Annotated in this window: 17 protein-coding genes and 1 pseudogene; 8 read left to right on the top strand and 10 right to left on the bottom strand. The window is 73.1% G+C overall.

Annotation, left to right across the window (positions count from 1 at the left end; all coding sequences use genetic code 11):
* Positions 1–388: 388 nt before the first annotated feature.
* Entirely contained in the window at positions 389–4,510 is a 4,122-nt protein-coding gene (locus Q5530_RS32530) for an FkbM family methyltransferase (RefSeq protein ID WP_415366627.1), read from the bottom strand.
* A 59-nt stretch (positions 4,511–4,569) separates the two neighbouring features.
* Positions 4,570–5,913 carry a type I glutamate--ammonia ligase gene (gene glnA, locus Q5530_RS32525; protein ID WP_415366626.1) on the bottom strand — a complete coding sequence of 448 codons (1,344 nt, stop codon included), beginning with the start codon at positions 5,911–5,913 and terminating at the stop codon, positions 4,570–4,572.
* A 152-nt stretch (positions 5,914–6,065) separates the two neighbouring features.
* On the opposite strand from glnA, the gene Q5530_RS32520 reads away from it, so the two are divergent.
* Positions 6,066–6,716: an LppX_LprAFG lipoprotein gene (locus Q5530_RS32520; protein WP_415366625.1), complete on the top strand. Its 651-nt coding sequence runs from the start codon at positions 6,066–6,068 to the stop codon at positions 6,714–6,716.
* Positions 6,713–8,248, top strand: a complete 1,536-nt coding sequence (locus tag Q5530_RS32515; RefSeq protein WP_415366624.1) for an MFS transporter — start codon at positions 6,713–6,715, stop codon at positions 8,246–8,248. The genes Q5530_RS32520 and Q5530_RS32515 overlap by 4 nt, the downstream gene beginning before the upstream one ends.
* On the opposite strand, the gene Q5530_RS32510 is transcribed toward Q5530_RS32515, so the two are convergent.
* Together Q5530_RS32510 and Q5530_RS32505 are read right to left on the bottom strand one after the other, a co-directional pair.
* Positions 8,232–8,720 (bottom strand): hypothetical protein, encoded by a 489-nt coding sequence (locus Q5530_RS32510; protein ID WP_415366623.1) that lies wholly within the window; start codon positions 8,718–8,720, stop codon positions 8,232–8,234. The two genes, Q5530_RS32515 and Q5530_RS32510, sit on opposite strands and share 17 nt — an antisense overlap.
* Positions 8,721–8,928: 208 nt before the next feature.
* Positions 8,929–10,644 carry an NAD+ synthase gene (locus tag Q5530_RS32505; RefSeq protein WP_415366622.1) on the bottom strand — a complete coding sequence of 572 codons (1,716 nt, stop codon included), beginning with the start codon at positions 10,642–10,644 and terminating at the stop codon, positions 8,929–8,931.
* A 72-nt stretch (positions 10,645–10,716) separates the two neighbouring features.
* On the opposite strand from Q5530_RS32505, the gene Q5530_RS32500 reads away from it, so the two are divergent.
* Positions 10,717–12,279: an alpha/beta hydrolase gene (locus Q5530_RS32500; RefSeq protein ID WP_415366621.1), complete on the top strand. Its 1,563-nt coding sequence runs from the start codon at positions 10,717–10,719 to the stop codon at positions 12,277–12,279.
* A 9-nt stretch (positions 12,280–12,288) separates the two neighbouring features.
* Here the strand turns inward: Q5530_RS32500 and Q5530_RS32495 are convergent.
* Positions 12,289–13,168, bottom strand: a pseudogene (locus Q5530_RS32495) (IS5 family transposase).
* A 112-nt stretch (positions 13,169–13,280) separates the two neighbouring features.
* Here Q5530_RS32495 and Q5530_RS32490 point away from each other — a divergent pair.
* Complete coding sequence (locus Q5530_RS32490) at positions 13,281–14,501, top strand: IS4 family transposase (protein WP_415366620.1); 1,221 nt, start codon at positions 13,281–13,283, stop codon at positions 14,499–14,501.
* 306 nt (positions 14,502–14,807) lie between these two features.
* On the opposite strand, the gene Q5530_RS32485 is transcribed toward Q5530_RS32490, so the two are convergent.
* A complete protein-coding gene (locus Q5530_RS32485) occupies positions 14,808–15,632 on the bottom strand; it encodes a helix-turn-helix transcriptional regulator (protein WP_380641085.1) in 825 nt (274 codons plus the stop codon).
* Positions 15,633–15,752: 120 nt separating this feature from the next.
* Between Q5530_RS32485 and Q5530_RS32480 the strand changes: the two genes are divergently transcribed.
* Positions 15,753–16,502, top strand: a complete 750-nt coding sequence (locus tag Q5530_RS32480; protein ID WP_415366619.1) for an SDR family oxidoreductase — start codon at positions 15,753–15,755, stop codon at positions 16,500–16,502.
* 52 nt (positions 16,503–16,554) lie between these two features.
* On the opposite strand, the gene Q5530_RS32475 is transcribed toward Q5530_RS32480, so the two are convergent.
* The gene (locus Q5530_RS32475) at positions 16,555–17,610 is read right to left on the bottom strand and encodes a TetR/AcrR family transcriptional regulator (protein ID WP_415366618.1); all 1,056 of its coding nucleotides are present in this window, start codon (positions 17,608–17,610) and stop codon (positions 16,555–16,557) included.
* Between the two features lie 66 nt (positions 17,611–17,676).
* Between Q5530_RS32475 and Q5530_RS32470 the strand changes: the two genes are divergently transcribed.
* Positions 17,677–19,380, top strand: coding sequence for a right-handed parallel beta-helix repeat-containing protein (locus Q5530_RS32470; RefSeq protein WP_415366617.1), 1,704 nt, complete (start codon positions 17,677–17,679; stop codon positions 19,378–19,380).
* Here Q5530_RS32470 and Q5530_RS32465 read toward each other — a convergent pair.
* Positions 19,358–19,717, bottom strand: a complete 360-nt coding sequence (locus tag Q5530_RS32465; RefSeq protein WP_415366616.1) for a VOC family protein — start codon at positions 19,715–19,717, stop codon at positions 19,358–19,360. The genes Q5530_RS32470 and Q5530_RS32465 overlap by 23 nt on opposite strands.
* A 122-nt stretch (positions 19,718–19,839) precedes the next feature.
* Between Q5530_RS32465 and panB the strand changes: the two genes are divergently transcribed.
* Together panB and pip are read left to right on the top strand one after the other, a co-directional pair.
* The gene (gene panB / locus Q5530_RS32460) at positions 19,840–20,694 is read left to right on the top strand and encodes a 3-methyl-2-oxobutanoate hydroxymethyltransferase (protein ID WP_415366615.1); all 855 of its coding nucleotides are present in this window, start codon (positions 19,840–19,842) and stop codon (positions 20,692–20,694) included.
* Between the two features lie 85 nt (positions 20,695–20,779).
* Positions 20,780–21,718 carry a prolyl aminopeptidase gene (gene pip, locus Q5530_RS32455; protein ID WP_415366614.1) on the top strand — a complete coding sequence of 313 codons (939 nt, stop codon included), beginning with the start codon at positions 20,780–20,782 and terminating at the stop codon, positions 21,716–21,718.
* Between the two features lie 105 nt (positions 21,719–21,823).
* Here pip and Q5530_RS32450 read toward each other — a convergent pair whose 3' ends face one another.
* Entirely contained in the window at positions 21,824–22,603 is a 780-nt protein-coding gene (locus Q5530_RS32450) for a helical backbone metal receptor (RefSeq protein WP_415366613.1), read from the bottom strand.
* A 1-nt stretch (position 22,604) separates the two neighbouring features.
* Entirely contained in the window at positions 22,605–23,270 is a 666-nt protein-coding gene (gene npdG / locus Q5530_RS32445; protein WP_415366612.1) for an NADPH-dependent F420 reductase, read from the bottom strand.
* Position 23,271: the final 1 nt, after the last annotated feature.

Genomic DNA, 23,271 nt, shown 5'->3' with positions numbered 1-23,271 from the left:
GGAATCCTCTTGACGAGGATCATAAATTTACTGGCTATTCGGCACGCTGTTGAGTTCTCAAAGAACACGCGCTCACCATCTTGTCCCGCATCTTACTGCGGTTCATTCCGGGGCTTTGTGTTTCCGGTGTTTCGCTTGTGTTTGAAGCTTAGCCGGTTCGTTTTCGCGGTGTCAAATCGGCCGGTTCCGGCTTCTTCGCTCCGCGTTGATCCCGCTTCGCATTCAATTTGCTTTGTCTTCCAGACCCGAGGCAGCACCTTGGTGCTACTTATTCGCTTCTGGGAGCTTGCCGCCGCAGAATCCTACCCGGCCCGATTCGCGGTGTCAACCGCTCGTTCCGGGGTCTTGCTGGCGACTCGACAAAAGTTACTCATGACCTTGGCACAAGTCAAATCGCCTGGTCAGCGGTCTGCCGGAGCGGTCGGGCCACCTGCTGGGCGGGACTCTTGGGCGCCACCGGGCGGGGGCGCAGCCACAGCGGGATGGTCCGCAGGCCCTCCATCGCGGCCACGATCTGCTCCGGCGACGCCGCCTCGCGGGTGGCGACGGGCACCAGGTCGTAGCCCCAGATCCGGAACTCCTTGAGAACCGTGACCGGATCGTCTCCGAAGCCCTGCGTCGCCGAGGCCGAGAACTCGATGAACACGTGCGGGCGGTCCCGGCGCAGCAGGCGCACGAGCCCGGCCAGCGCGCGGTGACCGCGACCCGGCGCGTCGACCCGGACGACCGAGAGCTTGCGGCCCTGGAGGCTCGGCACCGCCTCCAGCTCCTTGTCGAGCCGGGTGGCGCGGACCTTCGCGACGTCCTCCGGCGCGCCCTCGGGCAGCGGGGCCACCGACACCCCGCCGGTGAGGGCGGGGTTGGTGACCAGTTCGCCGCTGCTCTCCCACGCGGCCGCGTCCACCAGGACCAGTTGCTGCGCGGTGCGCTCGGGCAGGTTGACCTCGACGTTGTGCTTGAGCAGCGCCCGCGCGGACGGGCAGGGCTCGACCGCGACCACCGCGCCGCCCGTGCCGAACCGGCTGAGCATCCGCACGGTCTGGTAACCGACGTAGGCGCCGATGTCGAGGAAGATCCCGTCCGGCTCGACCACCTCGTCGATCAGCTGCGACAGCCCCGGTTCCCACACCCCGTTGCTCGACAGCAGCGGCAGCATGAACGCGTCGTCGGACGGCAGGCGCAGCAGGCCCACGTCGGTGAGCACCAGGGAGCTGCGCGGCACCGCGTCGCTGTGCCGCTCGTGCTCGCGGACGACCACCCGGCGCAGGGCGTCGGCGGTCTGCTGGGCCTGGTTGGCGGCGCGCAGGCCGGCGTCCATCCGGTGGTCGCGCTCGCGCAGCACGTCCACGACCTTCGACTCCAGCGAGTCGATGCGGTCGAGGGTGCGTTCGAGGGCGCCGGTGAGCTTGTCGATGCGGTGGGCGAGCGCGTCGCCCTGCTTGGCGCGCTTGCCGGCCTCCGCGACCAGCGCGTCCTCGATCTCGCGCAGCCTGCGGCCCTGACCGGCCATGTCCGCGCGGACCCGGACCACGCCGTCGTCGACGCCGACGAGCTGGTCGGCGAGGTGGCCCTGGTTCTCGGCGTGCTGCTCCAGCTCGGCGCGCAGCACCTCCAGCTCGCCCAGGCCGATGCCGGTGGAGAGGTCGTCCTGGCGGCGGACCAGCTCGGACACCGTGCGCTCGACCCCGTCGACCAGGGAGCCGAGCACGTCGCGCATGTGGTTGTCGTAGTGGTCGAGCACCCGCAGGACGACCTTGCGCAGCTGCGGCGCCATGGGCGTGCGGCTGGCGACGCCCACGTCGGGCTGGCGGAGCAGGGCGTGCTTGGCCGAGTGCAGCGCCGTCATCGGGTCCACGGTCGGCACGGGCTTGGGCCGGCGGGCGCGCCAGGTCCGATAGGCGTGCTCGACGCGCTCGCGCAGGACGTCGCCGACCGCGGCGGTGCTGCGGGTGGCGCGGACGCGCTCGCGGCCCTTGAGCCCGATGGCGGCGGCGGTCGACCGGTCGTCGGCGATGGCGCGCATCAGCTTGGCGGCGGCCTGCACGTCGGGCTCGACGCCCTGGCGGCACGGCACGAAGATCACCGAGTTCTTGTCGAACAGCTCCGCGACCGCGCCGTGGTCGGAGGTCAGGACCGGCGTGCCGACGGCCGCGTGCCCGCCGAGGGCGTGGACGATCCGGTCGTCCGCGCCACCCCGGTGGAGCTGGACCAGGCAGTCGACGCGACCGAGGTCGTCGACCAGCTCGATGCGCGGGTCGGCGGCGGTGGCCAGGCGCAGGCGCTCGGCGGCCTCCGGGTGGGTCCTGGCGTTGGTGACCTCGATCCGCAGGGTGAGGTCCGAGCGGTCGGGGAACGCGGACAGGAACGCGGAGACCGCGCCGAGGACGTTGCCCTCGCGGTCGATCGCGTGGTCGGCCAGGGCCCCGAAGATCACGCGATCGGGGAATTCGGGTTCGCGCGTGTCGGCCTCGGCCACGGGCAGCGGGAGGACGCGGGCGACCGGGCCGCCCTGGCGCTCGCGCGCGGCGCGGGTGGTCTCGGAGGGGACCCAGACCTCGCTCGCGCCGCCGGGCTGCTCGTCGTCGAGGAGGTAGTCGACGACGAAGCGGCTGTCCGGGACGGGCTGCCTGGTGCCGACCCGCACCACCACGGGGTAGCCGGCGGTGGTGGAGGTGGGCAGGCCGGAGGCGCGGGCGGCGGCGTGGACGAGCCGCGCGACCGGGCCGGTGCCGAGGACGGTGACGCCGAGCTGGTCGTGCAGGACGGGCGATTCGGCGCGCGACCTGGGCACGGCGGACGCGGGCAGGCGGCCGGACGCCACGCCGATCCCGGCGCACCAGTCGCGGAAGGCCGCGCCGTCCGCGCCGAAGGGGTCGGGGAACTGGGTGCGGAGCGCGGGGTCGGAGCGCCAGAGCGCGGCGGCCCAGCGGGTGCTGCCCGGCAGGTCGGGGACCGGTTCGCAGGCCCAGGCCACGAACGCCGCGCCGCCGTCCGGGCCGAAGGCCGGGGGTGGGGTGGGGGTTCGGTCGGCCTGCGGTGGGGTGGTGCTGGGAGGGGTGTCGGCGGGGGTGGTGCTGGCGGTGGTGCTGCCGGTGGCGGTGGCGCTGGTGGTCGGGGGTGCCGGCGGCGCGGAGGGCTCCGGCGAGGTGGCGGCGGTCGGGCTCTCGGGAGCCGGGTCCTCGTGCGACTGGACCTCGGTGGCCTGAACCTCGGTGGCCGAATACTCGGCAGCCGGGGCCTCGGGGACCGGAACATCCGCAGCCGACGCCCCGGTGGCCGGGCCTTCGCTGGTCGGGTTCTCGGCGGCCGGGTCCTCGCTGGCCGGGTCCTCGACGGCCGGCGCCTCAGGGGCCGGCGACCGGGAGGGCTCCGGCCGGGAGGGCTGCGGCCGGCCGTTGACGTGCCCGTTCACCCGGCCGTTGACCTGCCCGTTGACCGGGCCCCAGGCAGCGTCGGGGGTCTCGGCGGGCAACTCCTCAGGGGCCGACTCCTCAGCGGCAGGCTCCTCGGGAGCCGGCGCCGGCCTCCGCCCCTCGGCGCTGAACGCCGAACCGGCCCTCGCGCGGGCCGCTTCGCGGTAGTCCGCGCGCAGCTCGTCCGGGATGAGGGTGCCGTCCGCGAGCTGCCCGAAGCCGTAGCGGACCTTCTGCGGCGCGTGCCCCTTGCGGAGCAGGTCGGCGCGGTACTCGGTGCACAGCTCGGCCAGGTGCGGGTGCTCGGACAGGAGCACGCGCGGCCGGTCGGCGAACTCCGCCGACAGCAGCCACGGGCGCTGGGGGTCGAAGCCCGCGAAGTGGACGCTGCGCAGCGGTTCGCCCAGCGTGGTCAGGGTGCCGTCGTCCCGGCGGTGCAGGTCGCGCTGCCCCGCGTTCCACGCCGACAACCCCACCGTCGCGTTGCGCAGGACGTGGATGTTGACCAGGGCCGGGGCCATGTCCAGCACGGCCTTGGTGGCGTCCGGGGCGCGGCGCAGCTGCTCGGCCAGCGAGTGGAGGAACGGCTCGGCCCCCGGCGCCACCAGCAGGAAGCCCGGGTCGAAGACGCCGGTCTCCAGCAGCTCGGCGGGCGTGGGCCGCAGGCCGTCGTCCGGGAGGGGGCGCAGGGACCTGGGCAGCAGGACCAGGGGCCCGCGCCCGACCGCGCCCAGGACGAGGTCGGTCAGCGAGCCCAGCACCTTCACCCACGGGTCCAGGTAGAGCACCGGCACGCCCTGGCCCAGCAGCTGCTCCAGCAGCACGGGCCGCAGCAGGCCGCACAGCTGGTCGGCGGTGCAGCCGGTGGCCAGCTCGGCCAGCTCCTCGGCGGGCACGCCCAGGTCGGCCGGGGTGACCAGGCCGGGGCCCGAGTGCTCGGGCAGGGCGTCGACCACCAGGGCCAGGAACCTGGCCTCCGGGTGGGTCGCCAGGAACGAGCCGGACAGCACCTTCACCGCGGGCAGCTCGGCGGCCCTGGCCACCGTGCACGCGATGAAGGCAGGACGGGTTTCCGAACGCGCGGGCACCTCGGTCACGGTCGGCAAACCTAGCTTCTCCGAGTGCTCGGTGCGTACGACCCGCACGGAAGCTCCCCTCACAGGACCGGCAACAGGGTGCGCAACTCGTACGGCGTCACGCTGCGCCGGTACGCGTCCCACTCGGTGCGCTTGTTGCGCAGGAAGAAGTCGTACACGTGCTCGCCGAGCGCCTCGGGCAGCAGCTCGGAGTTCTCCATCTCGACCAGCGCCTCGCCCAGGTTCTGCGGCAGGTTGTCGTAGCCGGCCGCGCGGCGCTCGCGGTCGGTCAGCGACCACACGTCGTCCTCGGCGGCCGGCGGCAGCTCGTAGCCCTTCTCGATGCCCTTCAGGCCCGCGGCCAGGATCACCGCGTACGCCAGGTACGGGTTGCAGGCCGAGTCCAGGCTCCGGATCTCCACCCGGCGCGACGAGGACTTGCCCGGCGAGTACATCGGCACGCGCACCAGCGCGGACCGGTTGGCGTGGCCCCAGCACACCGCGGTGGGCGCCTCGCCCCCCACGATCAGGCGCTTGTAGGAGTTCACCCATTGGTTGGTCACACCGGAGATCTCGCGGGCGTGCCTGAGCAGGCCGGCGACGAACATCTTCCCGGTGTCCGACAGCTGGTAGGGGTCCTCGGCGTCGTAGAACGCGTTGCGGTCGCCCTCGAACAGCGACACGTGCGTGTGCATCCCGCTGCCGGGCTGGTCGGTGAACGGCTTGGGCATGAACGAGGCGCGCACCCCCTGGGTGATCGCGACCTCCTTGATGACGTAGCGGAACGTCATCACGTTGTCGGCCATGGTGAGGGCGTCGGCGTAGCGCAGGTCGATCTCCTGCTGGCCGGGCGCGCCCTCGTGGTGGCTGAACTCGACCGAGATGCCCATGGCCTCCAGCGCCTCGATGGCGTGGCGGCGGAAGTGGGTCGCGGTCTCGTGGCTGGTCTGGTCGAAGAAGCCGCCGTTGTCGGCCGGGATCGGCTCGCCCCCGTCGTCGGGCAGGCTCTTGAGCAGGAAGAACTCCATCTCCGGGTGCACGTAGCAGGTGAACCCGGCCTCGCTGGCCCTGGCCAGCGCGCGGCGCAGCACGTGCCTCGGGTCGGCCCACGACGGCGAGCCGTCCGGCATGGCGATGTCGCAGAACATGCGGGCGGAGTAGTGGTTGTTCTCCGCCGTGCGCCAGGGCAGCACCTGGAACGTCGACGGGTCGGGCTTGGCCACCATGTCGGACTCGTACACGCGGGCGAAGCCCTCGATCGCGGACCCGTCGAAGCCGATGCCCTCGTTGAAGGCGCCTTCGAGCTCCGCGGGGGCGATCGCGACGGACTTGAGGAAGCCCAGGACGTCCGTGAACCAGAGCCGGACGAACCGGATGTCGCGTTCCTCTAGGGTGCGGAGCACGAACTCCTGCTGGCGGTTCATGGGGCGAAGCCTAGGTAAGGACCACCGGCCCTGCGTGGCCGCCTCGCCGGTACGCGCCTGCGCAGTCGCACGCGGTGAGCTTACCCGCAGGTCAAGGGCCGGCGTCGGCGAGCGACCCGGCGCGGGCGGGCGGGAGCTCTACGATCTGCCCCATGTTCCCTCGTCGCGCCCTGGTCGGGTCGCTCCTGCTCGCCCTCGTGGCCGGCTGCACGTCCTCCGGGGACGGCGGTGGGCTGCCCGCCGGTCCGGAGGTGCTGGACCGGGCCGCCGCGGGCATGAGGGCGGTGACCAGCACGCACTTCGTGATCGAGGTGGACGGCGAGCTGCCGGACGTGACGGTCAAGGGCGCCGAGGGCGACCTCGACTCGGCCGGTCGGTCGCGGGGGCGGGCGAAGGTCGAGCAGTTCGGCCAGCTGATCGAGGTCGAGTACGTCCTGGTCGACCAGGACCTGTACTTCAAGGGCCCGACCGGCGGGTTCACGAAACTGCCGGCGGCGCTGGCCGGCCAGGTGTACGACCCGACCGCGATCCTCGACCCGGAGCGGGGCGTGGCGAAGGTGCTGGGCGACGCGCGCGACGAGAAGACCGTCAGCTCGGACGACGGCGTCACGGTGGTCGAGGCGACCGTGCCGCGGGACGTGGTGGCGGGCCTGGTGCCCGGGATCGACGCGGACGTGGCGTCCCGGTTCTCGGTGCGCGAGGACAGGCTGGTGAACGCGGTGTTCACGCTGCCGGGCGGGGCGGCGGTCACCATCGACCTGTCCGACTTCGACAAGCCCTTCTCCGTCACCGCGCCCGCGTGAGCGCGGTGGCGTCCCCGGCGTCCCCCGCGTCGCGCCGGCTGGCGATCGGCGCCGGGGCGGGCGCGGTGCTGCTGGGCGCGCTGGACGCCTACGTGGTCGTCGGCGTGCTCGTGGACATGGTGCGGGACCTGGGCATCCCGGTGAACAAGCTGGAGCGGGCCACCCCGGTGGTGACCGGGTACCTGCTCGGCTACGTGGCGGGGATGCCGCTGCTGGGGCAGCTGTCCGACCGGTTCGGGCGGCGGCTGGTGCTGCACGCCTGCCTGGTCGGGTTCGCGCTGGGCTCCGCGGTGACCGCGCTGGCGGGCGACCTGCCGCTGCTGGTGGCCGGGCGGGTGGTGCAGGGCCTGGCCGGCGGCGCGCTGCTGCCGGTGACGATGGCGCTGGTGGCGGACCTGTGGTCGGCGGAGCGGCGGGCCTCCGCGCTGGGCGTGGTGGGCGCGGCGCAGGAGCTGGGCAGCGTGCTGGGCACGCTGTACGGGGTCGGCGTGGCGTCGCTGTTCAACGCGTGGTCGGTGTTCGAGTCGCTGGAACCGCAGAGCTGGCGGTGGGTGTTCTGGGTGAACCTGCCGCTGGCCGCGGTGGCGGCGGTGGTGGTGCAGCGGACCGTGCCCCGGTCGGCGCGGACGGGCGTGCGGGTCGACTTCGTCGGCGGGGCGCTGCTGGCGCTGTCGCTGGGCCTGGTGGTCGTCGGGCTCTACAACCCGGACCCGTCGCGGGCGGTGCTGCCGCCGTGGGGTTGGCCGGTGCTGGGCGCGTCGGTGGTGGTGCTCGCCGCGTTCCTGTGGTGGGAGCGGCGGTCGCCGGTGCGGCTGCTGGACCCGGCGGGGGTGCAGTGGCGGCCGTTCCTGGCCTCGCTGGGCGTGTCCCTGGCGGCGGGCGCGGCGCTGATGGTGACGCTGGTGGACGTGGAGCTGTTCGCGCAGACGGTGCTGCGGCGGGACTCGGCGGCCGCAGCGGCGATGCTGGCCCGGTTCCTGGTGGCGCTGCCGGTGGGCGCGCTGGTCGGCGGTTGGCTGGCCGGGCGGATCGGCGACCGGTGGGTGTCGTTCGCCGGGCTGCTGATCGCCGGCGCGGCGTACCTGGTCATCGCGCGGTGGCCCGCCGACGTGGCCTCGTCCGTGGTCGGGCGGGACCTGGCGGTGGCCGGGTTCGGGCTGGGGCTGGTGATCGCGCCGGTGTCGGCGTCGGTGCTGCGGGTGGTGCCGGAGGCCCGGCACGGCGTGGCGTCGGCGGCGGTCGTGGTGGCGCGGATGACCGGGATGCTGGTCGGCGTGGCCGGGCTGTCGGCGTGGGGCCTGCACCGGTTCCGGGAGCTGACCGCCGACCTGGACACGCCGCTGCCGTTCGGCCGGTCGGCCGAGGAGTTCGCCGCCGCGGCGGCGGCCTACGAGCGGGCGCTGACCGGGGCCCTGCTGACCGAGTACCACGAGATCTTCCTGATCACGGCGGTCATCTGCGGGGTCGGGGCGCTGGTGTCGCTGCTGCTGCCGCGGGCGGCGCGCCGGGGCGGTGTCACTCCTCGCCGGTGACGACCGCGATGTCGCCCGCGGTGATGACCTGGCCCTTCATGTCCTCGTCGGGCTTGTCGCACTTGTCGGGCGACTCGTTGGACGGGACGCCGTAGGCGTTGAGCTCGTCGGTCGGCTCGCCCTCGCCGGTCGGGCCGTTGTCGCGGACGAAGAACTGGCGGTGCGTGCCGCCCTCGCTGCCGACGTCCTTGATCTTGAAGATGGCGGCGTTGCCGACGATGTTCACGCAGGTGATGCCGCCCAGGCGCTCCTCGACGCCCTCCGCGGTGTTGCGGAACAGGGCGAACCCGGTCGCCTCCTCCCCCTCGCCGCCGAAGACCCCGAAGGCGAAGCGCGTGTCCACGGCGCTGGTGCCGCTGCCGCCGACGAACGCCTCCTCCTGCGCCCGCGCGGGGGACGCGTGGCCGTCGGCCTGCACCAGGACCGTGGCGAGGGTGGTGGCGGCGGCGATCGAGGCGGCCTTCTTCAGCATGTCGTCCTCCCGAGGGGTCTCAACCGGTCGCGAACCCCGTTCTCCGAGGTCAGGGGCTCGTGGGAACGACACTGTCAGAGCCCGCGGGAGCGGTGTCGCGGCGCGGGCGGCAAACCACACGAACGTGTGTCGGCCCTCCTGCCGTCCCCACCCGCTTTTGAAGAGTGAAGAAGCAGGGACGGAAGAAGGAGGTCGGGAGATGCGGAGCTCAGCCCTCGCGCCAGCCGCTCGTGATCGGCAGCCGGCGGTCGCGGCCGAACGCCTTGAAGGTGATCTTCGTGCCCGGCGGGTACTGGCGGCGCTTGTACTCGGCCCTGTCCACCATCCGGAGGACCTTGTCCACCAGTTTGTGGGAGAAGCCCATGGCGATCAGGTCGCGGTAGCCCTTGTCGCCCTCGACGTAGTCGTCCAGCACCGAGTCCAGCAGCTCGTAGTCCGGCAGCGAGTCGGTGTCGACCTGCCCCGGCCGCAGCTCCGCCGACGGCGGCTTGCTGATCGAGTTCTCCGGGATCGGCGGCAGCTCGCCCAGCTTCTCGGCCTCCGCGTTGCGCCACCGCGCCAGCGACCAGACCAGGGTCTTCAGCACGTCCTTGATGGGCGCGAACCCGCCGACCGCGTCGCCGTAGATGGTCGAGTAGCCCACCGCCAGCTCGGTCTTGTTGCCGGTCGCCAGCACCAGGTGCCCGTGCTGGTTGGACAGCCCCATCAGGGTCACGCCGCGGCACCGGGCCTGGACGTTCTCCTCGGCCAGGTCGGTCAGGCCCAGCTGGTCGACGAAGACCCGCACCATGTCCGCGATCGGCTGCGCCGAGTAGTGCAGGCCGGTGCGCTGCGCCAGGTCGTGGGCGTCGGACCGGGAGTGCTCCGACGAGTAGTCCGACGGCATCGACACGCCGTACACGTGGTCGGCGCCCAGGGCGTCCACCGCCAGCGCGGCCACCACGGCCGAGTCGATGCCGCCCGACAGGCCGAGCACCACCGACCGGAACCCGTTCTTGTGCGCGTAGTCGCGCAGGCCGGTGACCAGCGCGTGCCACACCTCGGCCTCGTCGGACAGCGGCTCGGCGACCTGCGGCGCGGGCAGCGGCTCGTAGGCGGGCAGCGGCTCGTCGGACAGGGTGCGGCGGTGCACGGCGAACCCGCCGTGGTCGCCCTCGGCGCGCGACGCGCCGCCCGGCAGGTCCAGGTCCAGCACCACCAGGTGCTCCACGAACCGCGGCGCGCGGGTGACCAGCGTCCCGTCCGCGGTGACCACCATGGTGTCGCCGTCGAACACCAGCTCGTCCTGGCCGCCGACCAGGTTCACGTAGGCCAGCGGCGCGCCGGCCTCGGCGGCGCGCCGGGCCACCAGCGGCAGGCGGGCGTCGTCCTTCTCCCGCTCGTAGGGCGAGGCGTTGGGCGAGACCACCAGGTCCACCCCGGCCCGCCCGAGCGCGGCGACCGGGCCGCCGTCCTGCCACAGGTCCTCGCAGATGACCATGCCCACTTCGAGGCCGTGGACGCGCACCACGTCCAGCGAGTCGCCCGGCGTGAAGTACCGGCGCTCGTCGAACACGCCGTAGTTGGGCAGGTGGTGCTTGTGCTGCCGGGCGACGACCCGGCCGCGGTGCAGCACGGCGGCGGAGTTGCGCATCCCGGCGGCGTCGCGGTCCAGGTAGCCGACGAACACGGCCAGCTCGCCGCACCCGGACTCGTCCAGCGCCGCGGCCAGGCCGAGCAGGGCTTCCTTGGACGCCTCCGCGAAGGACACGCGCAGCGCCAGGTCCTCCACCGGGTACCCGGTCAGCGCCATCTCGGGGAAGACGGCCAGGTGGGCACCTGCCTCCACGGCCTTGCGGGACCACTCGACGACGAGTTCGGCGTTGCCGGCCAGGTCGCCGACACAGGCGTTGACCTGGGCGAGGGCGAGTCGGAGCTGTGGCATGGGGGCATTCTCGCTCACCGGACGCGCCCGCGGCGGACGTTGTGGCCGACGAGTCACACCTACGATCGACGTGTGCGCCGATCGCTCCTGCTGCTCCTGGCCCTGCCGGTCCTCGCCTCCTGCACGTCCGTGGTGGCCGGTTCCCCCGGCGCTGGGACGGTGCTGGAGCGGAGAGGGCCCGCCGGGGCCGTGCCCGCCGGGCTGGAGCGGTTCTACGGGCAGCAGCTGGGCTGGGAGGACTGCGACGGCTACGCCACCACGGGCGCCTCGGCCTCCCTGCTGAAGAACCGGCGGAACCTGGAGTGCGCCCGCCTGGAGGTGCCGCTCGACTACGCGGAGCCCGACGGCCGGACGATCAGGGTCGGCCTGCTGCGGCAGACCGCGACCGGGGAGCGCATCGGGTCGCTGCTGGTCAACCCCGGTGGTCCCGGCGGGTCCGGCATGACCTCCGCCGCGAGCCTGGCCACCACCGTGCGGTCGTCACCGCTGGGCGAGCGGTTCGACCTGGTCGGCTTCGACCCACGCGGCATCGGGGCGAGCGAACCGCGGATCCGCTGCCTCACCGACGCCGAGCGCGACGCCGAGCGGCTCGACGTCGACGTGGACACCTCGCCGGAGGGCATCGCCCAGACCGAGGCGGAGAACCGGCAGTACGCCGAGAAGTGCGCGCGGACCAGCGGCGAGGACCTGCTGGCCAACGTCGGCACCCGCGACGTGGTGCGCGACCTGGACGTGATGCGATCGGCGCTGGGCGACGAGAAGCTGACCTACCTGGGCTACTCCTACGGCACCCACATCGGCGCCGAGTACGCGCAGGACTTCCCCGGCAACGTGCGGGCACTGGTGCTCGACGGGGCGGTGGACCCGACCCAGAGCCAGGTGGAGTCGCTGATCGCGCAGGGCGCCGGGTTCCAGAAGTCGTTCGACGCGTTCGCCGCGTGGTGCGCGCGGCAGGCGGACTGCGCGCTGGGCAGCGATCCGGCCGGGGCCAACCGGGCGTTCCGGGACCTGACGCTGCCGCTGGTCCAGCGGCCGGTCCCGGTCGGCGACCGGCAGCTGGCCTACAACGACGCCATCACCGGGGCCATCCAGGCGATGTACTCCGAGGAGCTGTGGACGGCGCTGAACAGCGGGCTCACCGAGCTGCGCGGCGGTGGCGGCGAGGTGCTGATGCTGCTGGCGGACAGCTACTTCGACCGCGACGCGGAGGGCCGGTACGGCTCGGTCACCGACGCGTTCACCGCCATCAACTGCGTGGACAAGCCGGCCGTGACGGACCGGGCCGTGCTGGACGACCTGGCCCGCCGGTACAAGGAGGCCGCGCCCTTCCTCGACGACGGGCAGCCGGCCGCGGCGGCGCTGGACGTGTGCGCGTTCTGGCCCGTGCCGCCGACGGCCGAGGCGCCCGAGCCGGTGTCCGGGCTGCCCCCGGTGCTGGTGGTCTCCACCACCGGCGACCCGGCCACGCCGTACGACGCGGGCGTGAGCCTGGCCCGGGAGCTGGGTGGCGGGCTGCTGACGTTCGAGGGCAACCAGCACACCGTCTACCTCCAGGGCAACGGGTGCGTGGACACCGCCGGGCACGAGTACCTGATCAGCCTCACGCTGCCCGCCGAGGGCACGCGCTGCTCCTAGGGCGTGTCCTCAAAGCCAGATGAGCAGGGTGGCCAGGTCGAGGATGCCTCGGTAGGAGGTGGCGGTCTTGTCGAAGCGGGTGGCGATGGCGCGGAACTGCTTGAGCCGGTTGAAGCAGCGTTCGACCACGTTGCGGCGTTTGTAGGCGGTGCGGTCGAAGGCTGGCGGTCGTCCACCGACCCGGCCGCGTCGCCGCCGGTTGGCCTGCTGGTCACGGCGCTCTGGGATTGCGGCCGGGATACCCCGTGTGCGCAGGTGGGAGCGTATCGCTTTGGTCGAGTAACCCTTGTCGGCGATGACCCGTGCGGGCCTGGTCGCCGGGCGGCCCGGTCCCGGTCGGCGGAACTCGATGCCGGCCATGACGCGGGTGAACTGGGTGCAGTCGTTGACGTTGCCGCCGGTCAGGACGATCGACAGGTGCCGTCTGTGACCGTCGCAGGCCAGGTGGATCTTGGTGGTGGGTCCGCCGCGGGAGCGGCCGATGGCATGATCACCTGGTTCGCTGTGCCCGCCGCACGACCCGACCGCCCCCTGTGTGGGACGCGGTGATGCGGCGGGCGCCGGCGGCGTGCCGGTGGGCGCGCACGATGCCGGAGTCCACCGAGACCTCGCGGTCGAGTTCGTCGATCGCCTCGGCGATGACGCGGACCTTCGTCACGAGTGCGGTGAGGGTGCCGGTGCGCGACCAGCACCAGAACCGGTTGTAGACCGTCTTCCACGGTCCATAGCGCTCGGGCAGGTCACGCCAGGCGACCCCGGTCCTGGCCTTGAACAGCATCCCGTTGATCACCCGACGGTCGTCCACCAGCGGGCGCCCCTTCGCCCCCGAAACGGGCAGCAGGGGCTCGATCGCCTGCCACTGCTCATCGGTCAACTCGTGCCTACGCACCACAACCCAAGATCAAAGCAGATCACCACCACCCGCTTTGAGGACAGGCTCTAGGGCCAATACCAGTGACTTAAGGGTTCATCCGGTAGGTTGTGCGTCCTGGAGGTGCTGGATGCCACGGCCTGGGCAGGCCAAGCCTGAGACGGATGCGCGGTTGTCGGATCGGATCGCGATCGGGTTGTTGACCAGGTCGTTTCCGCCTGAATTGGTGGATCGGATGATCGCCGAGACCGGTCGGGAAGGGCAGCGTGACCGGTTGCTGCCGCCGCGGGTGGTGGTCTACTTCGTGCTGGCGATGTGCCTGTTCTCCGGTCAGGGTTATGAAGAGGTGGCCCGGTTGTTGACCGAGGGCCTGTCGTGGGCGACGCGGTGGTCCAAGCCGTGGCGGGTGCCCACGACGGCGGCGATCTCACGGGCCCGGGTCAAGCTCGGTCCGGTGCCGTTGAAGGCGTTGTTCGAGCAGGTCGCGAAGCCGTTGGCCGAGCCGACGACGCGGGGTTCCTGGTATCGGTCCTGGCGGGTGTTGGCGGTGGACGGCACGACCTTCGACGCGCCGGACACGCCGGAGAACGTGGAGCGGTTCGGCCGGCCGGGTAGTGGTCGGGCGGCGGCGCGGGGTGATCGGGCGGCGTTTCCGCAGGTGCGGGTGGTGGCGGTGGCCGAGTGCGGCACGCACGCGATCACCGCGGCCACGCTGGGCCCGATCACGGTGGCGGAGGCGACCCTGGCCCGGGACCTGTTTCCCGGTCTGGTCCGGGGCGAGTTGTTGATCGCCGACCGGGGGTTCGCCGGGCTGCCGTTGTGGCGGGCGGCGTCGGCGAACGGGGCGGAGCTGTTGTGGCGGGTGCGGTCCAACATCGTGCTGCCCGTGCGCGAGGAGCTGCCGGACGGGTCGTACCTGTCGGAGATCGTGGCGACCGAGGACCACTACCGCCGTAAGGATCCGGTGACGGTGCGGGTGGTCGAGTACACACTGGACGACCCCGCCCGCCCCGCCCACGACGCGCCGTATCGGTTGATCACCACGATCCTGGACCATCGCAAGGCCCCGGCACGCGAGTTGGCGGCGTTGTACTGCCAACGCTGGGAGATCGAGACCGCGCTGGACGAACTCAAGACCCACCAACGCGGCCCCTGGCAGGTGCTGCGCTCCCGCTCGCCCGACGGCGTCGAGCAGGAGGTCTGGGCACATCTGCTGGTGCACCACGCGATCCGGTCGCTGATGCACACCGCCGCCACCGACGCCGGCCTGGACCCCGACCGGCTCTCGTTCATCCGCAGTCTGCGTCTGGCCCGCCGCCAGACCACCGCCCAGGCCGCATTTTCCCCCTGAACGATTAGCCGGCGCCCTGCTCGACGGGGTCCGCGAGATCCTGGCCCGCCTCCTGCCTCGACGGCGACGGCGCAGCAACCCCCGCGTGGTCAAACGCAAGATGTCCAACTACAAACTCAAACGCGCCCAGCACCGGACCTGGCCACAGCCCACCCACGACCCTGCCGAGACAGTCCGGATCGCACCGCACTACCGCACCATCTCCGCCAACAAGCAGCGCAAACTCCTCTAAGTCACCGGTATTGGCTCTAGGGCCGCTCTTCAGGCCGTTCGGGTTGCCCCGGCCGTTCAGTCGCCCCGGCTGTTTCAGGCGTCGACCGACGCGCTCCAGCTCGCCAGCAGCTTCAGGCGCTCCTCGGACGGCGAGCCGACGCGGGCCGTGTAGACCGCGAGGGTGAGGTCCGGGTCGCCGGCGGGCTTGAGGGCCTCGTAGTCGAGGTCCAGGTCGCCCACGACCGGGTGGTGGATCAGCTTGGTGCCGTGGGTCTTCTCCCTGACCCGGTGCTGCGCCCACAGCCTGCGGAACGTCTCGTCCTTCACCGCCAGCTCCCCCACCAGCGCGGCCAGCCGGGCGTCGTCGGGGTAGCGGCCCGCGTCCAGGCGCAGGAAGGCCACCATGTCGGCGGCGACCGCGGGCCAGTCGCGGTAGAAGGTGCGGGCCTCGGGGCGCAGGAACGTGTGCCGGGCCGAGTTGCGGTCCTCGGGGGACGCGTCGTCGAACCCGTACAGGGCGCCCGCCAGCGGGTTCCACGCCAGCACGTCGGACCGGCGGCCCATCACGAACGCGGGCACGTCGCCGGACATCTCCAGCAGCCGGCGCAGGCCGGGGCGCACGCGCTGGGGCGCGGGGCGCCGGGTCGGGGTGGGGCGAACGAGGTTGCGCAGGTGGGAGCGCTCGGTCTCGTCCAGGCGCAGGACGCGGGCGACCGCGTCGAGCACGGCGTCGGACACGGCCGGCGTGCGGCCCTGCTCCAAGCGCATGTAGTAGTCCACGCTCACGCCGGCCAGCATCGCCAGCTCCTCGCGGCGCAGGCCGGGGACGCGTCGCCGGCCGCCTGCGGGCAGGCCCACGTCGTCGGGCCGGACCAGGGCCCGGCGGGTGCGGAGGAATTCGCCGAGGTCGTGGGTCACCCCTCCAGTATGGCCGCGCCCGGGTCCGCCAACCTGGGTACTGGTGGACCCAGGGAACGGCGGTACCGGGGTTGGACGGGGCCTCTCGTACGGGCCGGGACCAGGGCCAATGTTGTCGCCATGACCTACGACCTGAACAACCGCACTGCCGTTGTCACCGGTGCCGCGAGCGGCATCGGCGCCGAGATCGCCCTCGTCCTGGCCCGGTCCGGGGCGAAGGTCGCGCTGCTGGCCCGGCGGGCCGAGCGGCTGGCCGAGCTGGCCGCGAAGATCGAGGCCGAGGGCGGTCGGGCGCTCGCGGTGTCGGCCGACGTCACCGGCGACCTCGCCCCCGCCGTCGAGGCGGTCCACGCCGCGTTCGGCCGGGTGGACCTGGTGGTCAACAACGCGGGCGTCATGCTGGGCAACCCGATCACCGCGGGCCGCGACGACGAGTGGCGGCGGATGATCGACACCAACGTCACCGGGCTGCTCACCGTGACCCGGGCGTTCACCGACGACCTGGTCGGGGCCGGGCGGAACGGGGTGGCGGACCTGGTGAACATCTCGTCCGTGGGCGCGCACGGCACCTTCCCCACCTACGCCGTCTACGCCGCGACCAAGGCGGCGGTGACGCACCTGTCGGCGAACCTGCGCACCGAGTTCGGGCCGCTGGGCGTGCGGGTGACCAACGTCGAGCCCGGCCTGGTCACGTCCGAGCTGGGCGACCACATGGACAACCCCGAGGTCGACGCGCACCTGGCGGCGTGGCGGGAGCAGGTGCCGCCGCTGCACCCGGCCGACATCGGGGACGTGATCGGGTTCGTCACCAGCCGGCCCAAGCACGTCAACCTGCGGCAGCTGGTCGTGCTGCCGACCGTGCAGGTCTGAATTCCGGGCAGGTCTGATCCAGGGCAGGTCTGGGTTCCGGGGCAGGTCGGGGTCAGCTCGCGGGCCCCGACCTGCGCTTGCGGTAGGCGCGTTGCTGGCAGGCGCGGGAGCAGTACGCGCGGGGCCTGCCGGACTGCGGTTGGACCACCGGACCACCACACACCCGACAGGTTTCATCACGCTTTACATCACGCTGTTCGACGAGCAGCGCGATGCTGTCGAGCAGGCGGGCCAGGCCGAACTCGAACGAGGCGGGCTGGTCGAACCCGCCCGCCTCCCAGAGCGCGGTCAGCACCGGGTAGCGGTCGAACCGGGCGAACAGCGAGTCGCGGGCGCCCCACCACTCCTCGTCGCCGACGCCGGTGTTGCGCTCGGCCTGGACCGCGTCGGAGAGGGCGCGGGCCTCGGCGTCCAGCAAGCGGCCGAGCAGTCCGACCGAGGCGACCACCTCGGCCGGGGTGAGGGCGGTGCCGGCCAGGACGGCGAGGGCGTGCTCGTAGTGGGCCAGCGCGTTCGGGCCGGGCACGCGGCGGTTGACGGGCACCTCGGCCAGCCAGGGGTGGCGCCGGCGGATCTCCCAGCCCACCCTGGCGAACGCCTCCAGGCGGGGCCGCCACCCGCCGCCGGGGTTATCGCCGAGGTCGCCGCCACCGGAGTCGCCGCCGCTCCGGTCCGCCCCTGGTTCGCCCGCGCTCGCCCCCAGCCCACCCGCACCCGGCGCGCCCGCACCCAGCTCACTCCTGCCCCCGCCCGGCTCACCCGCGCCAGCCCTCAACCCACCCGCGCCCGCACCCGCCTCACCCGCACCCGCCTCCTTCGCGGCCACCTCCCCCGCGCCCGCCCCACCAGCCCCCGCCCCACCAACGGGAAGCTCCCCCAGCACGGCGTCGCACATGAGGTCCACCAGGTGATCACGCCCCGGCACGTGCCGGTACAGCGACATCGTGGTGAAGCCCAGCCGCTCGGCCACCTTCCGCATCGACAGCCCGGCTAACCCCTCGGCGTCGGCCACCGCCACCGCGGCGCCCACGATCCGCGCCAGGTTCAGCGCGGGCCGCTCGCCCCACAGCAGCTCGACCCCCAGGTCCGGGTCGCCGGCCTCGTCCATGCCCCACCTCCGCCGGTCATGATATACATCCCTCTTGTTTATGGCGTAAACACACGAGGAGCCATCATGGCCGAGTTCTACGTCTCCCCCGCCGGGGACGACGCCGCGCCGGGCACCGCGGCCCGGCCGTTCGCCACCCTGGACCGCGCCCGGCGGGCGGTGGCGGGGACCGGCGGCGTCGTGCACCTCAGGGCGGGCACGCACCGGCTCACCGCGCCGCTCCGGCTGACCGAGGCCGACTCCGGCGTCGTCTACCAGGCGTTCGGCCACGGCACCGACGCCGCGGAGGAGGTCGTGATCAGCGGCGGGCGCGAGGTCACCGGGTGGCGCGAGCGGGACGGCGTGCTGCTGGCCGACGTCGGCGACCTGGTCACCCGGCACCTGACCGCCGACGGCCGGCGGGTCGAGCGCGCGGGCGTCGACGGGCTGCCCGGTCAGGTGCGCCGCACCGACACCGGTTACGTCACCGACGCCCCGCTGGACTGGGTGAACAACGCGGGCGTGGAGTTCGTGCACCGGGGCGTCTACCCGTGGACCGAGGCCCGGCTCGCCGTCGCCGCGCTCGCCCGCGACGGGGACTCGACCGCGATCACCATGGCGCAGCCCGCCTTCGGCTGGTCCCTGGAGGTCTACCGGTCCGAGTGGGAGGGCAGCCGGACGGTCGGCCCGGACGCGCCGACCAGGGTGGAGGGCGACCCGTCGTTCCTGGCCGAACCCGGCGCCTTCGCCCTGGACCGGTCGCGCCCCCGCCACCACGTCCTGCACCTCCTGCCGCACCCCGGCGAGCCGGTGCGCTCGATCGTCGCGCCCGAGCTGGAGGTGCTGGTGCACGCCACCGGCGCGCGGGACGTGGCCTTCCGCGGCCTGGTGTTCGCCGACACCACGTGGCTGCGGCCCGGCGGCGACCGCGGGTTCCTGCACTACCACGCCAACGGCTGCTACGACGGCGGCGCGATCGGCAGGGTCGTGGTGGGCGAGGGCGCGTGGCTGACCGTGCCGGAGGAGCACGTGCAGGTCCCGGCGGCCGTGCGGCTCGACGGCGTCACCGGCGCGCGGTTCGAGCACTGCCGCTTCACCCGGCTCGGCGCCACCGCGCTCGGCGTGACCGGCGGCGCGGACGTCGAGGTGCGCGGCTGCGACTTCGACGACCTCGCCGCGTCCGCCGTCTCCGTGGTCGGCGCGCGGGACGTGCTGGTCGAGGACAACCTGGTGCGGCGGGTGGGCCTGGACCACGCCGGCTCGCCCGGCGTCGCGCTGCTGGACACCGTGCGCTGCACGGTGGCGCACAACGAGGTCCGGGACGTGCCGCACAACGGCATCGCCGCCGGTCCGGGGCGCGGCACCCGCCTGCTGCGCAACCTCGTCACGGGCTCGATGGGCGCGCTGGCCGACGGCGGCGGGGTCTACGTGTCCGGCCCGCAGGGCGACGACGCCGACAGCGGGGCGCTGATCGCCGGGAACGTCGTCGAGGACACGCGCACCCCGTACAACTTCGGCCTCTACACCGACTACGGGGCCGCGTGGGTGGTGGTCGAGGGCAACGTGGTCGCCCGCGCCGACAACACCGCCGTGCTGCACGTCAGCCCGCCGCTGGAGCACGTCGCCTACCGGGGCAACTTCTTCGACGCCGACCCGGTCGGCGCGGACGCCGTGCCCGCCGGTGTCGCCTACGAGGGCAACGCCACGATCACCGACCCGGGCGAGCTGGCCGCGGCGACCTCGGCCGTCCGGGCGCGGGCCGGGCTGCTCACGGCTCGACGCGGCGGCTGAGCAGGCAGAACTCGTTGCCCTCCGGGTCGGCCAGCACGTACCAGCTCACGTCGCCCTGACCGATGTCCACCCGCCGGGCGCCGAGCGCGAGCAGCCGTTCGAGCTCGGCGCCCTGGTCGCGGTCGGTGGCGTTGACGTCGAGGTGCAGCCGCAGCTTCTGGAGCTTGGGCTCGTCGACCCGCTCCAGCAGGAGCGTCGGGTACTCGCCGGGGCGGCCGATCTCGACCAGCCCCTCCTCCCGGTCGAGCACCTCGAAGTCGAGCACCCCGCACCAGAAGCGGGCGAGGGCTTCGGGATCGGTGCAGTCCAGCACGAGTTCGGTGATGCGGCACGCCATGCCGTGTGAAGCTACTCGCACTCCGGTCAAATTCCCCTCCGGCGTGTCACGCTGGGCCGGTAACCGTGCAACGACGCCCGGGGACCCGCGAAGAGGCAGGCCCCGAGGGAGGACGGTCGAAGATGGCCTCTGCCGAGGTAACCGCGCCTTACGGGAACGGGGCCACCGGCGCCCCGACCGGAAAGCGAGTGCGGATCCACCACCTCCAGGCGATGAAGGACCGCGGCGAACCGTGGCCCATGCTCACCGCCTACGACATGTACACCGCCGAGCTGTTCGACGAGGCGGGCATCCCGGTCCTGCTGGTCGGGGACTCGGCGTCCAACAACGTCTACGGCTACGACACCTCGCTGCCGGTCACCGTGGACGAGCTGATCCCGCTGGTCCGCGGCGTCACCCGGTCGGTGAAGCAGGCGCTGGTCGTGGCCGACCTGCCGTTCGGCTCCTACCAGGTGTCGGTCGAGCAGGCCGTGGCGACCGCCGTGCGGTTCATGAAGGAGGGTCGCGCGCACGCCGTGAAGCTGGAGGGCGGGCGGCACTTCGCGCCGCACGTCGAGGCGATCGTGCGGGCGGGCATCCCGGTCATGGCGCACATCGGCTTCACCCCGCAGAGCGAGCACCAGCTCGGCGGCTACCGGGTGCAGGGGCGCAGCGAGGCGTTCGACTCCGTGGTGGCCGACGCGCACGCGGTGCAGGCGGCCGGGGCGTTCGCGGTCGTGCTGGAGATGGTGACCGCCGAGGTCGCCAAGCAGATCACGCACGACCTGCGCATCCCGACCGTCGGCATCGGCGCGGGCCCGGACACCGACGCGCAGGTCCTGGTCTGGCAGGACATGATGGGCCTGCGGCGGGGGCGCGCGCCGAAGTTCGTCAAGCGGTACGCCGACATGGCCGGCCTGATGGTCGGCGCGGCCCAGCAGTTCGCCGCCGAGGTCAAGGGCCACCAGTTCCCCGGCCCGGAGCACACCTTCCACTGATCGTCGACGGGTGGGGCCGCCCGGAACGCGGGCGGCCCCGAACCCGGGAGATCCACTTTTCCCCCGGTTGGGGCACAGTGGAGGCATGTACCCCGAGATCGAGCCTTACGACCAGGGCATGCTCGACGTCGGTGACGGGAACCGCGTGTACTGGGAGGTGTGCGGCAACCCGTACGGCAAGCCCGTGGTGTTCCTGCACGGGGGTCCGGGCGGTGGCTGCTCCCCGGTGCAGCGCCGGCTGTTCGACCCCTCCGCGTACCGGATCGTGCTGTTCGACCAGCGCGGCTGCGGGCGGTCGGTGCCGCACATGTCCGACCCCGGCGCGGACCTGTCCGCCAACACGACCTGGCACCTGGTGTCGGACATCGAGAAGATCCGCGAGCACCTCGGCGTGGACCGGTGGCAGGTGTTCGGCGGCTCGTGGGGGTCGACGCTGGCGCTGGCCTACGCGCAGAGCCACCCCGAGCGGGTGACCGAGATGGTGCTGCGCGGGGTGTTCCTGCTGCGCCGCAAGGAGCTGGACTGGTACTACGGCGGCGGGGCGGGGTTCCTGTTCCCGGAGCGGTGGGACCGGGTGGCGGCGCTCGCGCCCGACGGCGACGTGATCGGCACCTACGCGCGGCTGCTGAACGACCCGGACCCGACCGTGCACGGGCCGGCGGCCGTGGCGTGGAGCGTGTGGGAGGGCTCGACGATCACCCTGCTGGAGCGGCCGGAGGTGGTCGCGGCGCACGCGGACCCGCGGTACGCGCTGGCGTTCGCGCGCATCGAGAACCACTACTTCCACCACCGCGGCTGGCTGGAGGAGGGGCAGCTGCTGCGCGACGTGGGTCGGCTCGCGGGCATCCCGGCGGTGATCGTGCAGGGCCGCTACGACGTGGCCACGCCCGCCGTGTCGGCCTGGGAGCTGCACCGGGCGTGGCCGGGCTCCGAACTGGTGGTCGTGCCGGACGCGGGCCACGCCTTCGACGAACCCGGCATCCGGCGCGCCCTGCTCAACGCCACCGACCGCTTCCGCCCCTGAACCCGTCCCGAACGCTGAACTCACCCGTCCTGAACGTACGACACGGTGGTCCCGAACGTACGACTCGCGCGCGTGTCGAACACTCAGGACGCGCGAGTCGTACGTTCAGGGCTCGCGTGTCGTACGTTCGGGGCCACTGAGTTCAGCGGTCAGGGTGGGGTGGGCGGTCAGGAGGGACGGGCCGTACCAGGTCAGGTGGCGGCCGGAGACCAGGACCGGGCGCAGGGTCGGGAAGAACTGCGGGCCGTCGGTCCGGGTGAAGTTGTAGGGCTCGTCGGGCAGGACCACCAGGTCGGCTTCCTGGAGGTCGGACAGGGGCGGGCGCGGGTAGCGCTCGGGGTGGGACGCGAAGGTGTTGACCACGCCCAGGCGGCGCAGGACGTCGCCGGCGAAGGTGTCCCGGCCCAGGACGACCCAGGGCTTGCGCCACACCGGCACCACGGCCCGCGCCCACGGCGGGGCCACCTCGCGCCAGAGGTCCTCGGCCGCCGGCAGCCACGCGGGTTCCGCGTCCCAGGCGGTGGCCAGCAGGCGGCGCAGCGAGCCCAGGGCCGCGAGGACGCCGGCGGGCGCCTCGGTCACCCACACGGGGATGCCGTCGGCACGCAGCCGCGCCACGTCCTCCGGGCGGTTCTCCTCGCTGTTGGCCAGCACGAGGTCCGGGCGCAGCGCGAGGACCCGCGCCACGTCCGGGTACTTCGACCCGCCCACCCGGGTCACGTCCAGGTCCGGCGGGTGCGTGCAGTAGTCGGTGGCGCCGACCAGCGCCGCCGGGTCCAGGACGTCGGTGAGCACGGCCTCGGTGAGCGACGGCACCAGGCTCACCACCCGCCGGGGCGGGGCGGGCAGCGGGACCGGCTCGCCCAGGTCGTCGACGGGCAGCACCTCAGACGCCGGTGATCCGCAGGCCGGCGTGGGTCTTGTAGCGGCGGTTGACCGCGATCAGGTTCGCGGTGAACGCCTCCACCTGGTGGGCGTTGCGCAGCCGCCCGCCGTAGACGCCGCGGAAGCCCGGCACGGTGTCGGCCAGTTCCCGCACCAGGTCGGTGGCCTCGCGGTCGTCGCCGAGCACCAGCACGTCCTCCTCGACCGACTCGACCGACAGGTCCGCCAGGGTCACCGCCGAGACGTGGTGGAACGCCGCGGTCACCCGCGACCCCGGCAGCAGCGCGGCGGCCTGCTGCGCGGCGCTGCCCTCGGGCACCGGCAGCGCGTAGGGGCCCTGCTTGTCGAAGCCCAGCGGGTTCACGCAGTCGATCACGACCTTGCCCTCCAGCGCGGAGCGCAGCGACGCCAGCAGGTCGGCGTGCCCGTCCCACGGCACCGCGACCAGCACCAGGTCGGCCCGCGCCGCGCAGCCCTCGTTGTCCGCGCCGCTGACGCGCCCCCCGGTCGCCGCCCGCACCTCCTCGGCCGCGGCCTCGGCGCGCTCGGCCCCGCGCGACCCGATGACGACCTCCAGGCCCGCCTTCGCCCACCGCAGCGCCAGGCCCCGGCCCTGCGCGCCCGTACCACCCAGGACCCCGACGGTGAGCTCACGAATACCAGTCACC

The organism is Saccharothrix sp. BKS2, assembly GCF_047689505.1.
Taxonomy (GTDB): Bacteria; Actinomycetota; Actinomycetes; order Mycobacteriales; family Pseudonocardiaceae; genus Actinosynnema; species Actinosynnema lopnurensis.
This window is presented reverse-complemented; position numbering and strand designations above follow the sequence as displayed.